The sequence below is a fragment of the Leptonema illini DSM 21528 genome (assembly GCF_000243335.1).
Lineage (GTDB): Bacteria > Spirochaetota > Leptospiria > Leptospirales > Leptonemataceae > Leptonema > Leptonema illini.
Window position 1 is genome coordinate 56494 of record NZ_JH597775.1, and the last position, 12252, is coordinate 68745.

The 12252-nt window shown below is 54.9% G+C and carries 13 protein-coding genes; 9 read left to right on the top strand and 4 right to left on the bottom strand.

What is annotated here, in order from left to right:
* Entirely contained in the window at positions 1-207 is a 207-nt protein-coding gene (locus LEPIL_RS20755; RefSeq protein WP_002775786.1) for a hypothetical protein, read from the top strand.
* A gap of 30 nt (positions 208-237) precedes the next feature.
* Here the strand turns inward: LEPIL_RS20755 and LEPIL_RS20760 are convergent, their stop codons facing one another.
* Positions 238-429 carry a DUF6132 family protein gene (locus tag LEPIL_RS20760; RefSeq protein WP_002775788.1) on the bottom strand — a complete coding sequence of 64 codons (192 nt, stop codon included), beginning with the start codon at positions 427-429 and terminating at the stop codon, positions 238-240.
* A 143-nt stretch (positions 430-572) separates the two neighbouring features.
* Here LEPIL_RS20760 and LEPIL_RS20765 point away from each other — a divergent pair, with 143 nt between their 5' ends.
* From LEPIL_RS20765 to LEPIL_RS20790, 6 genes are all read left to right on the top strand, one after another.
* The gene (locus LEPIL_RS20765; protein ID WP_143464608.1) at positions 573-1409 is read left to right on the top strand and encodes a hypothetical protein; all 837 of its coding nucleotides are present in this window, start codon (positions 573-575) and stop codon (positions 1407-1409) included.
* A 32-nt stretch (positions 1410-1441) separates the two neighbouring features.
* Positions 1442-2110 carry a RadC family protein gene (radC, locus tag LEPIL_RS20770; protein WP_002775791.1) on the top strand — a complete coding sequence of 223 codons (669 nt, stop codon included), beginning with the start codon at positions 1442-1444 and terminating at the stop codon, positions 2108-2110.
* Between the two features lie 112 nt (positions 2111-2222).
* Positions 2223-2594 carry an LIC20211 family lipoprotein gene (locus LEPIL_RS20775; protein ID WP_040920893.1) on the top strand — a complete coding sequence of 124 codons (372 nt, stop codon included), beginning with the start codon at positions 2223-2225 and terminating at the stop codon, positions 2592-2594.
* A gap of 7 nt (positions 2595-2601) precedes the next feature.
* Positions 2602-3102, top strand: coding sequence for a hypothetical protein (locus tag LEPIL_RS22685; RefSeq protein ID WP_002775798.1), 501 nt, complete (start codon positions 2602-2604; stop codon positions 3100-3102).
* The gene (locus LEPIL_RS20785; RefSeq protein ID WP_002775799.1) at positions 3099-3404 is read left to right on the top strand and encodes a hypothetical protein; all 306 of its coding nucleotides are present in this window, start codon (positions 3099-3101) and stop codon (positions 3402-3404) included. The genes LEPIL_RS22685 and LEPIL_RS20785 overlap by 4 nt, the downstream gene beginning before the upstream one ends.
* A 12-nt stretch (positions 3405-3416) precedes the next feature.
* A complete protein-coding gene (locus tag LEPIL_RS20790) occupies positions 3417-5948 on the top strand; it encodes a TonB-dependent receptor plug domain-containing protein (RefSeq protein WP_002775800.1) in 2532 nt (843 codons plus the stop codon).
* Positions 5949-6054: 106 nt separating this feature from the next.
* On the opposite strand, the gene LEPIL_RS20795 is transcribed toward LEPIL_RS20790, so the two are convergent.
* Both LEPIL_RS20795 and LEPIL_RS20800 read right to left on the bottom strand, forming a co-directional pair.
* Positions 6055-7185 carry a DUF1574 family protein gene (locus LEPIL_RS20795; protein ID WP_002775801.1) on the bottom strand — a complete coding sequence of 377 codons (1131 nt, stop codon included), beginning with the start codon at positions 7183-7185 and terminating at the stop codon, positions 6055-6057.
* A 15-nt stretch (positions 7186-7200) separates the two neighbouring features.
* A complete protein-coding gene (locus LEPIL_RS20800; protein ID WP_002775802.1) occupies positions 7201-8577 on the bottom strand; it encodes a glycosyltransferase family 87 protein in 1377 nt (458 codons plus the stop codon).
* Positions 8578-8656: 79 nt separating this feature from the next.
* Here LEPIL_RS20800 and queA point away from each other — a divergent pair, with 79 nt between their 5' ends.
* Together queA and LEPIL_RS20810 are read left to right on the top strand one after the other, a co-directional pair.
* Complete coding sequence (gene queA / locus LEPIL_RS20805; RefSeq protein WP_002775803.1) at positions 8657-9745, top strand: tRNA preQ1(34) S-adenosylmethionine ribosyltransferase-isomerase QueA; 1089 nt, start codon at positions 8657-8659, stop codon at positions 9743-9745.
* Between the two features lie 67 nt (positions 9746-9812).
* Positions 9813-10718, top strand: coding sequence for a hypothetical protein (locus LEPIL_RS20810; RefSeq protein ID WP_002775805.1), 906 nt, complete (start codon positions 9813-9815; stop codon positions 10716-10718).
* Positions 10719-11008: 290 nt separating this feature from the next.
* On the opposite strand, the gene LEPIL_RS20815 is transcribed toward LEPIL_RS20810, so the two are convergent.
* Positions 11009-12142 carry an alkene reductase gene (locus tag LEPIL_RS20815; protein WP_002775807.1) on the bottom strand — a complete coding sequence of 378 codons (1134 nt, stop codon included), beginning with the start codon at positions 12140-12142 and terminating at the stop codon, positions 11009-11011.
* Positions 12143-12252 lie beyond the last annotated feature (110 nt).

Sequence of the window (12252 nt, forward strand, 5' to 3'; positions counted from 1 at the left end):
ATGCTCTGGCTCAGACTTGGCGACGGAGAACTGATCAACCTGGCTCATGCCCGATCGATCAAAAAAGGCCCGAACTCGACGATTGAGATCTACATGGATCCGGTGTCGGGCCGCCGGGTTCTGCCTTTCGCCGGCGACGAGCAGCGCAACGAGATCTTCCAGAAACTGGTCGGCAATCTGATCAAGATGAGGGTCGCTCTCGAATGAGCGGCCCTTTTTTATCCCTGCTTTCTATCCCTACTTGAAAAAGAAAAGATACGCAAGGGCCAGGCCGATTAGGGAGCTGGACCAGGGCGACGACGTCAGCGGGCATGCCCCACTTTTACAGCCGATCAGCCGGTAGTAGAGGTACCCGACAAGGGCACCGGCGGGCAGAACAAGCCATCGCAAAAGAGCGGGCGAGAATAAGGATTCCAACAAGACTTCCATAAGAAACCGTTTGAAGGGCAGGCAACACATCCGTCAAGTACAATACCCCCGCCGGGTATGCGGCCCTCGTTCCCGTTGCTACTTCCCGGGCAGATCCGTTTTTTCTTTGCTTCTGCATGGAGCAGACCAATCCTGTCCTCCGTATGAGCGAACCGCAACGGAATCGAATTCTACAGGGATGGCTGCTTGAGGCACTCTGGATCCTTTTACAGATCGTCGGTATGATCCTGTTTATCCCGCTTCCGGCGCATCGCACAGGCCGGCGCGGCCGCATCCTGATCGTCACCGATCTTCTCACCTCTCCGCTCTTTTATGTCTTTCTCAGATCGGCCCTGATCAAACAGGGATACTCGGTTTATTTCTACTATAACTTCAGCCCGTTTCGGTCGCTCAAGGAATCGGCGCGTCGCCTCTCACGACATATTGAAAAAGAGGGTCTGAGCCGATGCGTGCTGCTCGGTCACGGCGTCGGCGGACTTCTGCCGCTGGCTCTGCCCGATGAAGGTCGCAAGCGCGTCTACCATCTGCTGGGCCTGGGCACTCCGTTTCATGGAACCACCCTCGTCCGTCACCTGAGCTTTATTCCTTCGTTCCGCGATGTGACGTCTCGCAGCGATTTTCTTCTCGTGCATCGCATGAACGCCCTGCTTTTTGACGACTTCTCGCCCTTTTCGGCATGGTCGGATGAATGGATCGTTCCCGGCAGCCTCAGTCGTTTCGGCCAGGGCCGCGATCTGATCGTCGATTTTCCCGGACGCTTGAACCTCGTACTTTCTGGCGAGAACGTTCAGGCCGTCGTGGAGTTCCTCGGCCATAGCCATCCGACTACGGCTGTTGAGAAGGCGCAGATCGATATGTCGCGTGAGGCAAAGCTGGCGGCGCAGTCGAAGAAACAGGCCGCCGCTCCCGCCGACCGCAAGACTCGCCCCGCTGCGAAAAAAGCGGCGAAGAAAAGTAACACGAAAACGAGAAAAAGATAGTTCGATTCGCCTCTTTCTGCACCTGAAGGTGCATGAAGAATCTGCGTCTGTCGACCCTTTCACCCGAGCAGCGCCCGCGCGAGAAGGCGCGCAAAAACGGAGTCGAATCGCTCTCTGACCGCGAGCTGCTCGCCCTTGTGCTCGGGCGAGGACACCGCAATATGCATGTTTTGCAGATGGCCGAAGAGCTGCTCCGCTGTCTCGATCGCTCAAAAGACGTTTTACCCGATGCCGATGCCATTCAATCCATTCATGGAATCGGCCATGCCAGGGCGGCGATGGTGCTCGGCGCTCTGGAATTCGCAAGACGCCGCATCCGTCCTGGAGGGCATCGCATCAAAACGGCCGAAGACGCCTTTCATCTGATCAAGCACTATGCCGACCGACAGCAGGAACACTTCTTATGTATATCGTTAAACGGCGCAAACGAAGTTATTTGCACAAGAGTCGTGTCGATCGGCCTTCTCAATCGCACGCAGGTGCATCCTCGAGAGGTGTTTTCAGATCCTCTGAAAGACAGAGCCGGAGCCGTCATCATCGCTCATAACCATCCCTCGGGCAACGTCGAGCCCGGCAGTGACGATATTGAAACGACCCGACGCCTTCAGGAGGCGGGCCGGCTGCTCGGGATTGCCATCCTCGATCATATCGTCTTCAGCCTGGATCGTTATTTCAGTTTTGAAGAACATCGGCTGCTCTGATCCGTCTTAGAACACGTAGCCAAACCGGCTCTTCCCTTCAATAACAGGTTTAATTCGTTCAGTAATCGCTGAACGGATTGCCACAAGAGAAAGGTTTTTTTTTATGGAACGGATGCGAATTTTTAACCGATTCAGGCCGGCTCTTGCAGCCCTGCCCCTGCTTCTCATCATCGGCTGTGCCAGTGCATCGGCCGGAATCGCCACATCAAACGTGCCGCTCGGGAATCGAGAGTACGAGATTCTCGGCACCGCTGAGACGTCCACATCCTGGTGGTCGGTCGATCTGGGGATTATCGGGTTGCCGCTTGATGCGCCTCCTGTCGATGCTGCCGTTCAGAAGCTGCTCAGCGAAAAAGGCGGCGACGCTCTCGTCAACCTGCGCTACTCCACAGACCGTTCCATATTCCTCTTTATGACGCGACATCGCTTTCATCTCAAGGCCGATGTTGTGAAGCTGAAACCCGAGCCTGCACGGCGTAGGTAAGGCCCTTATGCAACGAAGGAAACGAAGCAGCGCACTTCTAACGGCGGCGCTCTTACTCAGCACGGTAGGCTGCTTTCCGGGCGGCATCGTTGATCGCGGCGGTTTCGTCGACGGTGCCGGAATTCTGCCCGAAGCGACCTCCGTTCGAAACGCCAGCTACCGAATCGTATGCCGCGACAGAGATGAGGTCAAACGCAGAGAGGAGCTGGTTGCGAAAGGAGAACCCGTGCCGAACACTCCTCCGGTTACTTACGTGGCGCCTGAAGAGTATAAGGGCGGATGCGAGGTGAACGGAGAGTCGTCCCGTTTCTTTCTCTTTCATCTGTGGCCCGTCACGCCGACGCTTGATCCGGCCTATGCAATGGGCTTACCGGTACAGGAGCTCGAAGGCGATACGATGATCAACATTCGTACCTGGCATGAAACGCACTATTATTCGATTCTCGGTCATGTGCGCGTCTTTCGCGTGCGCGGCGATGTGATCCGTTTTGAGGAGGCGAAGAAATGATGCGATATCGCCTGCTTATACGACTCGCCGTTCTGCTATCTCTGCTGCTTCTCGGCCGCTGCCTGCCCGTCGATACAAGCATCGAATTCGAAGACGCCTTCTCAGAGCTCTATGCCGCCATTGATTATAAGAGCAAGGAATGCGGACAGCAGCCGGCGGTACTGCTTCTACCACCAAAAAAGGTAAAGGAATACGGGCTACGGTTATGCTCGCTTTCTATTCTTCGCCAGCCCTGCCCTTTCAACGAATATCCGCTTTTCTGCGCTGAGATGTTCCTCGATCTTCCCGGCATCGACCCCTGATTCGGAGTTTGAATGAAACGCATTAATAAAAGCATCCTATCACCGTTTCGCATCGCCTTTATATGCCTCGTCCTGTTCGCCCTTTTTCCCGGAGCGCTGAGCGCCTTCGAATTGCGCCTTCGCGTTCTCGACTCGAAACAGAATCCGGTCGCCGACGCTCAGATCATCGTCATCGAAACGAAGCAGAAGGCCTTTACGGATAACCTTGGCGAGGCCGTCGTCGAGATTCCGGCCCCCGGTTTTTATACGTTCCGCACCATTCTGCCCGACGGCACGTTGCTTCAACCGCGCCTTCAGGTGCAGGCCCCCGGTCAGCGCCTGACCGTTTATGCTTCGCCTCCGCAGCGCGAAAGCGATGTCGTCGAACAGCAAACACAGACCGTAACGGGAGGCGACGGAGTACGCATCACCGGGCGCAAAGAGAAGCAGAATCTTTCGCGTTATACGGTGAGGCTCGACGAAATTAAAAGAATCCCCGGCCAGTTCGGAGAAGCGCTGCGCGGAATCGAAAACCTTCCCGGAACGAACGCTCCTCCTTTCGGGAACGGTGATATCGTGCTTCGCGGAGCGAACGAAAACGCGAATACTTATCTGTTTGACGATCTGCCGATCGGGTATCCCTTCCACCTGCTCGGGCTCAACTCCGTCGTGCAGAACGATATTATCAAATCTATCGATATCTATAACGGCGCCTATCCTGTTCGCTTCGGCGACGCCACAGGCGGTATCATCGCCATCGAGTCGATCGACGAGGTGAAGAAGCTGGGCGGGCATACGACGTTCTCGCTCTGGTCCTCCAGCGTTCTTTTAAAAGGGCCGATTCAGAGCGGAGCGGACGGCTACATCATCGCCGGCGCCCGTCTTTCCTATCTCGATCAGACGCTGAAGCCCTATATTCCGTCCGGAGTGGAGCTGATTCCCCGCTATGGAGACGCTCAGTTCAAGATTCGTTTCGATCTCACCGAAAAGCAGACGCTGTATTTCTATGCCCTGGGCGCTCAGGATACGTTTATTGCCGCTATTGAAAGGAAGCCCTCCTGGGACCCCACATCAGAACCGCCGCCCGAGCTTATCGGAGCAAGCATCGCCATCAACAGAGCCTTCAACACCGAGGCCCTGCGACATATATGGCAGCCGACCGGACGTATCTACTCTGAATCGACGCTTCTCTATCATAATAACATCACCTATCTCGACGGAACGATCGGCATCTATAACGCAAAGTTTCGAACAGAGGATGGTTATGCGGGCTTCCGCAACGAATCGTCGTTCGAACTTTTAAAGGACCATATCACGCTCGAAACGGGCGTCGAGGCGCGACGCTTTCGCTACATGAACCGGGGTACGACGCTTCGCAACAACGATCCCACATCTCTGAACAACGACTTCTTTGATGAGACGTCGCCGAACTTCTCTTCGGTTACTTCTGACGATCTCCAGTACGCCGACTACCATAGCGGCTACGCCATGCTTGTGCTTCGCTTCTGGCGCCTTGAGCTCAAGCCCGGCGGACGCATCGACCATTTCGGGCTCACCCGCCAGACGGCTCGCGATCCGCGCGGTACGGTGGCCTTCAAGATTACCGATTCGACGACACTGACGGCCGGGGCGGGCGTCTATCATCGCGTGCCTGATCCCGATCAGTATTCGGCCACCTCGGGTAACCCCGATCTCAAGATGGAGAAGGCCGTCCATCAGGCAGCCGGCATCGAGCATCGCTGGAAGTCCTGGACCTTTCGCCTCGAGGGATTCCGACAGTTCTACACCGATATGGTCGTCGAAGACGCCCTTATCCGAACTCCATACAAAGAGAATCCTGATCCGGTCGGTAAACTATCGCAGCCCGTACTGACCAACGCCCCCCTGTATTTCTCAAACGACGGAGAGGGTTATTCGGACGGTTTCGAAGTCTTCATTAAACGCGACAAAAAGCCCGATGCAAACGGTCTGTACGGATGGATCTCATACACCTGGTCGAGATCACTGCGAAACGATCATCAACCGAGAGCGAACGATCCGGCGGTAATCTGGCCGAACGAAGAGGAGCGCCAGCTTATCGCTCTGTATGACAACGGAAAAATGCGATACGCAGACTTTGACAGACGACATATCATCAACATCATTCTCGGCTACAAGGTGAACCGGGAATGGCAGATCGGCGGTAAATGGCGTTACACGACATCCACGCCGTACACGAACATCGTCGGCGACGATGGCGGCAAGACGCAGAACGACGGACGCCCGATCTTTCAGCCCGTCTATTCCGATAGAGAGAACGAACTGCGACTCAAACCCTATCACCGGCTTGATATCAGAATCGACCGTTTCTTCAACTATGAATGGGGTTACGGCAACGTCTTCTTCGAGGCCCTGAACATCTACCTGCGAGACAACCCCGGCGGACTATCATGGGATGAACGACGTCCCTACTCGGCCACCAACCCGCAGATTTCGGCCGAATTCGGCAACCTCGTCATTCCGGTGGGCGATAAAGAAGGCACCCGAGTACCGCTCTTTAACTTCGGCGTCGAAGTAATGTTCTGATCTGTCTTGGGCGCGAGATCATCCTGACCTGAAAGAGCCGGTTCTGGACCGGCTCCAGGAAAATGCAACGGATGCGATTGTTCACGATAGGTTAAACGAGAAAATCTCAGCGGTGATTCGCCGAGGCCCCATCTCTGGCCTCCGTATAACGCTTCATGGCCTCGTCGAGCACCGGGTCATAGCATTCCATGGCCATATGGGCGCCGTCGACAAAGGCATTGCAATAGAAGGGCTCACCTGCCGACAGGTCAAGGAAGGGGGCTCTCGCTCGAGCTTTATCAAGCCTTTTGCGCCAGGACTCCGTATAGAAAGCAATCCGTTCGTCTTCCTCAAGTTGCCGCTGCATCGGACGCGACACCTGCGGCCGAATGACAAGTAGAGGCGTCTTATTCTCGCGAGCAAGTGCAAGGGCGCTTTCGAAAAAGCTCCACTGCGTTTCTGATTCCGTATAATTGCCGTAAAGCCAGCCCTTTGTTCCCTCTGAGCTGATGGCCAGCGTGGCAAAATCCTTTTCAAACCATCCCGGAACGGGAATGGGCGAGAATCCACATCCGTTCGTCTCGCGCGTATAACGATCCGTCTCGAGGAAGAGCGGAAGAAGCCTGTCGTTTCCGTTGATGAGCATCGACAGCCGATCCGGGTGCGGCGGATACTTCATTCCAGCGAAAAGCCAGCGGCCGAGGAAGGCGCTGACGTCGTCACGATCGAATCTGTCGAAATTTGAGAGGATGAATCGCAGATCGAAGCTGTACTGCAGATTCGATCGCCTGAACCCCGGTGAGAATTCGTTGAACTGAAATGGATCCGATTCCAGGATCAGATAATCGGGCCGCACGCCGCTCTCGTATATGCGCTCAAGGATGTAGGCATAGTATGCGGGGGAGTTTACCGGAACGCTGAAGTTATACACTTCCCATTCCGAATGATTGCGACGGAACGTATCATAGTCGAAAAAAAGCAAGCGAGAGCTGCCGATGACGACAAGGGCTCTGTGCGGCCGGGCGATCTGCCCGCTTTCTTTCGCCCGTTCAGCCGCTTCTTTCCTCTCTCTTGCGCTTTCAGGAGAGAATTCAAGGGCAAGCTTTTCAAGCAACTCGTACTTGTATTCATAGTAGAGAGAGGTCGGATCTTTCTGCGTATGGATGCGCACGGTGCGCAGAAGGAACAGTTTATCGACAAGAAAAAAGGCCAGAAGCAGAAGGCCGGGTAGAATGAGAAGTTTCGCCTCGCGGGTCATGTCATCCCACCTTTATCAGGCCTTTCTGCCGATCAATCCTTTCCAGGCCATCCGGTGATGTAGAACTATGGCCAGAAGCACCACCCAGGTATAGAGCGAATACAGAGAAAGAGCTTCAAACCAGCGAAACGGTAGGATAGCGAGAAGAATCGCAAGCCCGGCCGGACCGTAGTGGGCAATGCGCTCCTCTGTGTTCATAGAATGCAGCGGCCCGGAGCCCATGCGCAGAGCAAGAGGTATCAGTAGAAGCGAATACGTATGATACCAGCTCACGCCCGACGACACAAGCGCCGTGAGCAGGGTCAACGAAAGGACTGCTGTGAAGAACGCTCCGTCACTCTTCAAATCGAGTGGCCTGCGCCAGGCGGCCATCAATAAGAGCAGACCGAGCGATCCGACAAGAGTCAGATTGATCAGTCGCACCGACATGGCAAAATAAGGCAGCTGCGGCGCCGTCAGATTAACAAGAGGCAGTGCAAACATCTCCTGTTTTCTATCGGAGCCGGCGATCATGAGCTTGCTCAGAGCGGCGCTGACGGTCTGATTATTCGCATAAGGACGTACGACAAGGTTCTTCTGATAGGTATCTATAAGAAAGCTGTACCACTGCTGGTGCCGGTCCAGGTTTTTCTGCCATCCACCCGTCATAGCCGGCACAAGGACGGCGAAAAGAATCCCGGCAACAAAACCGGCAAGGGCAAAGAAGCGACGACCGGCGAAGAGCACACCGGACAGGAAGGCGGGAATGATCTTGATCACGGTCGCCAGTCCGATTAAGAAGCCACCGAGAAAAGAGATCACGCCTTCGCGAAAAGACCAGAGCAGGCCGGCTCCGCACAGGAAGAGCAACAGGAACCCGACGTTTCCATTGGCCGCATTATCATCGAGGAAAGGGAAATAGAGAAGCGTGGCAATAGCGACGGCATACTCGTAAGTTGAGCCTTCTGTCTGCTTATGAAGCAGATACAGAAGCGCGGCCAGAAGGGCCAGTGAGACCGTCTGAAATATGATGGCCGCTGTTTTATAATCGAGCGTATGCAACGGCGTTAACAGAAAGGCGAAGAAGGGCGGATAGAGATAGGCGCCGACTCCTTTGCTCTCTATTAAAAGCTTCAGAAGCTCTTCGGGCTTCATGGTCGGCAGATCGACGCTCTGCTCGAAGATACTCTGCATGGCCCCCGTCTTGTAGAGATCTTCGTCTGCATTGAGCCGTCGTGAGGCCTCAAAGTAGTCCTCGAAATCGCTGCGACTGCGAAAGGGCGAGGGGCCTCGTAAAATCTTACTGCTATCGACGGCAAGTATCAGAAGCATCAGGCCGAGAAGAAGGCGCTGCCCCCGCTTCGTCTGTATGAATGATTTCAGCCGATTCAGCCATTGCCATCCCATCTGCATCGAGTCAGGATCAGGAATCGGCGCGCTGTGTCAACCGGCGCTGCATTTGACCGGAACACCTGAATCGAAGAATTGGCCTGTGGATCTTCATCCCTTTCACTTCGAGCTGCCCGATGAGTTGATCGCCCGCTATCCGGTCACGCCGCCCGATTCCGCACGTCTTCTTCACCTGACCGCTCACGGCGCCCCTTCCCATCATATCTTTCGCGAGCTGCCCGACCTGCTTCGCGACGGCGATGTACTCGTCTTCAATCGAACGAAGGTCTCGCGACGCCGCCTCTTCTTAAAGAGGGAATCCGGAGCACAGATCGAGGTGCTGTTTCTCGAACAGTTAGAGCATCCGTCGATATGGCGCTGCATGGCCAGGAAGGCCGGACGTCTGAAGACAGGCGAGATCCTTGTCCAGGGCGACGTCTCCTTCGAGGTCGTCGGCCGCGAAGGCCCGCTCACCGTTCTTGCCGCACGGAGCGAGAACCAATACGCCTGGGAAACGGATGAGGATGCCGAGCACTTCTTCGAGACCAGCGGGCAACCGCCCATCCCCCCGTATCTGAACAGACCGGCAGAGAAGATAGATTACGACCGCTACCAGACCATTTTTGCGCAGAAGACCGGCTCCGTCGCTGCCCCGACTGCAGGCCTGCACTTCACTCCGGAGCTGATGCGCAGACTTGAGCAGCGCTACGAGATCGCCTATGTCGATCTGACGATCGGCTACGGCACCTTTGCTCCGTTGCAGGAAGAACACTTCGCCGCGAAAAGACTGCATACTGAGAGATTTGTTATCCCTCCCGAAACGGCGAAGCTGCTGTCCAGCATCGGAGTCGGCGATACAGAGCGTTCCGATCGACGGCATTCCGCCGAAGCCACCAGACGCAGATGCGTGGCCGTCGGCACGACAACACTGCGCGCCCTTGAGTCCGCCCTGCGTCAGAAAGGACAGATCCAGGCCGGAAGCTACGAAACCGACATCTTCCTGCATCCGCCCGACCGCATTGAGAGCTGCCAGGCGTTGATCACCAACTTCCATCTGCCCGCCTCATCGCTCTTTCTGCTTGTCTGCGCCTTCGGAGGCACGGAGCGTCTGCGTCAGGCCTATGCCATCGCCATTGAGAATCGGTATCGCTTCTATAGCTACGGTGATGCGATGCTTCTTGAAGCGCCCTGACCTGAGATCTCGCTCCGGGCATTTCGTTCTTGACCCGCGCTCCGGCTCAGAGAACAGTACAAAGACGATGCACAATTTTGAGAGGCTGAAAGAGATCCATCATCTGAAGATACCGGTCTTCCGAAGGGATGAATTCCAGGAGAGCGTGCTCAAGAATCTCTACCTTGAGTTTTTCCTTGAAAGCTGTCGCGTCCTCATCACTCCGGATTTTCAGTATCTGACCACGGGCCCGACGCGCACCGAAGAGCTGGAAACCATAGAGCGTCTTCTCGCCGAAGAACGTTCTGTTCTTGATGAGCTGAAGAAATTCGTACTGTACAACCTCGCCCTTTACTCGGCGCTTCTTGAAACGAACTCTTATTATATCACAAGCAACGATCATCTGCTCATCTGTCGCTTCGTGCAATCCGATCATGATGATCGAGCCTACGAGCTGAAGCTGTATACGCTCGGCCGGCAGGATCTCCCCGAGAACTATAAGGATAAGCTCTATATCGGGCGCGACTTTGTAAACATCTCGCGTCTTACGCGCGATCACTTCGGCATTCGCCAGATTAGAAACAGTCTCTCCTCTCAGGTCGATCGTATGAAAGAGCGGGTTAAGAATTATACTCCGCACGAGATCTACAACGAGCTTGAAGACGAGTACATCACCGAGATCGAGGAGATTGTCGGCGAGTTCTCAAACGAGACGGCCAGCATCGTCGAGGAGTTTCCCGTCGACATCACAACGAAAAGCCTCAAACCGGATTCGCTCATTCAGGTGAATCATCTGTTTCGCGAGCTGAAGCACATGTTGATTGAAGTGGAAGAGACGACCCGCGATATGGAAGCGCGGATGTTTGAAACCGATCTGGCAAGAGCCGTCCGCTATGTTACGAAGTTCCGGAAGGACATTCAGAATTATATCAACTATCTGATCATCAAGGTAAACGGCCGCATCACTGATGCCGTAAACGGCTTCCATCTGTGACGTTCATCGCGCTTTCCGATTGACAGAAAGGCCTCCGTGCATCAAACCCCGGAGGCCTTTCTTTTTCAACTCAGACGCCATTCTTGAGATGACTTAGAACCCGTCCCAAAACGGGTTCTGCAACACAGGAAGTGTTGCCGCATGCGAAATTTCGATAGAAATTGAGCAAATGCGAAAGGTTTTTGGGGCTTTGCTCCAAAAACCGCCCCGGTCCTAAAACCCAGGAGGGGTTTTGGGACCGGTTCTTATAGAAGCCAATGACTTCGATATGAATCAGGATTATTCCTCCGTCATTCCTGCAGCGAAGAATAATCCGTATAACCCTCAGCCCCCGGCGTATAAAGCAGCTCAGGCTTCAACTCTGCAAGAGGGGCCGCTTTCAGCAGACGTACCGGCAGATCGGGATTGGCGATAAAGGGACGGCCGAAGGCCACCAGTTCGCCTGATCCGACACTCAGATCTTCTTCTGCACGTGAGCGATCATAACCACCGGAAAGAATGAGCGTGCTGCCTCCGTTCTCTCGGAACGACGTGCGGATCGCATCCACCGTTTCTTTCGGAGGAACGGGCGCTCCCTGGGCCGAATGATCGACAAAATGGATATACACAAGCCCGAGGGCCGCCAGCGAAGAGGCAAGCCGGCTATACTGTTCGGTCATGCCATCATAAATGCCCTGCACACCATTAAAAACGCCTCCCGGTGAAAGACGGATGCCTGTCCTTGCGCCTCCGATGCGTTCGACAACACGGCGGGCCACCTCAAGCACAAAGCGATTCCTGCGAAATGCATCCCCGCCGTAGTCGTCGGATCGCTGATTCGTTGCCGGATTGAGAAACTGCTCCAGCAGATAGCCGTTCGCTGCATGCAGCTCTACGCCATCAAAGCCGGCGGCGATCGCATTCTCGGCCGCAGAGGCGAACTCTTCGATAGTGACCGCTATATCGTTATCCGTCATAGCGACAGGCTCGGGATGCGGCTGCATACCTTCGGTATCGGTCCAGATCTCGCCGGCGGCGCGAACCGCAGACGGAGCGAGCACACGCCCGCCTTCAGGCAGGTTTGCCGGATGACCGATGCGCCCCGTATGCATCATCTGTAAAAAGATGCGCCCGCCTTTTGCGTGTACGGCTGACGTTACCTTCTTCCAGCCTTCGACCTGCGCGGTCGAGAAGATGCCAGGAATGCGTGCGTATCCCACTCCGTTTACAGAGGGAGACGTCCCTTCAGTGATGATGAGTCCGGCGCCGGCCCTCTGCCCGTAGTAGGTCGCAACAAGGTCGCCCGGTATGTTCTCAGGGGAACGAGAGCGGGTCATAGGCGCCATGACGATGCGGTTCTTGAGTTCGATATTCCCAAGCGCGTAGGACGAGAAGAGTGTTCCCGTCTCAACGGCTTCTGGGCTTGCAATATCCAATGCTTTCATGCTTAATAGTTAATACATTAACTATTAAGCGGCGAATATTTAATCTCCAAATAATTAAAATATTAACCATTAATTTATGAGTAATTCGGGGCCGAACCTTTCGGCATTTA

What these genes read in the sequence shown, in the direction of transcription:
- LEPIL_RS22685 (WP_002775798.1), top strand. Translation starts at nt 2,602, where the DNA reads ATGCAACGAAGGAAACGAAGCAGCGCACTTCTAACGGCGGCGCTCTTA.
- LEPIL_RS20785 (WP_002775799.1), top strand. Translation starts at nt 3,099, where the DNA reads ATGATGCGATATCGCCTGCTTATACGACTCGCCGTTCTGCTATCTCTG.
- LEPIL_RS20775 (WP_040920893.1), top strand. Translation starts at nt 2,223, where the DNA reads ATGCGAATTTTTAACCGATTCAGGCCGGCTCTTGCAGCCCTGCCCCTG.
- LEPIL_RS20760 (WP_002775788.1), bottom strand. Translation starts at nt 429, where the DNA reads ATGGAAGTCTTGTTGGAATCCTTATTCTCGCCCGCTCTTTTGCGATGG.
- LEPIL_RS20790 (WP_002775800.1), top strand. Translation starts at nt 3,417, where the DNA reads ATGAAACGCATTAATAAAAGCATCCTATCACCGTTTCGCATCGCCTTT.
- LEPIL_RS20765 (WP_143464608.1), top strand. Translation starts at nt 573, where the DNA reads ATGAGCGAACCGCAACGGAATCGAATTCTACAGGGATGGCTGCTTGAG.
- LEPIL_RS20810 (WP_002775805.1), top strand. Translation starts at nt 9,813, where the DNA reads ATGCACAATTTTGAGAGGCTGAAAGAGATCCATCATCTGAAGATACCG.
- LEPIL_RS20815 (WP_002775807.1), bottom strand. Translation starts at nt 12,142, where the DNA reads ATGAAAGCATTGGATATTGCAAGCCCAGAAGCCGTTGAGACGGGAACA.
- LEPIL_RS20755 (WP_002775786.1), top strand. Translation starts at nt 1, where the DNA reads ATGCTCTGGCTCAGACTTGGCGACGGAGAACTGATCAACCTGGCTCAT.
- LEPIL_RS20795 (WP_002775801.1), bottom strand. Translation starts at nt 7,185, where the DNA reads ATGACCCGCGAGGCGAAACTTCTCATTCTACCCGGCCTTCTGCTTCTG.
- LEPIL_RS20800 (WP_002775802.1), bottom strand. Translation starts at nt 8,577, where the DNA reads ATGCAGATGGGATGGCAATGGCTGAATCGGCTGAAATCATTCATACAG.
- radC (WP_002775791.1), top strand. Translation starts at nt 1,442, where the DNA reads ATGAAGAATCTGCGTCTGTCGACCCTTTCACCCGAGCAGCGCCCGCGC.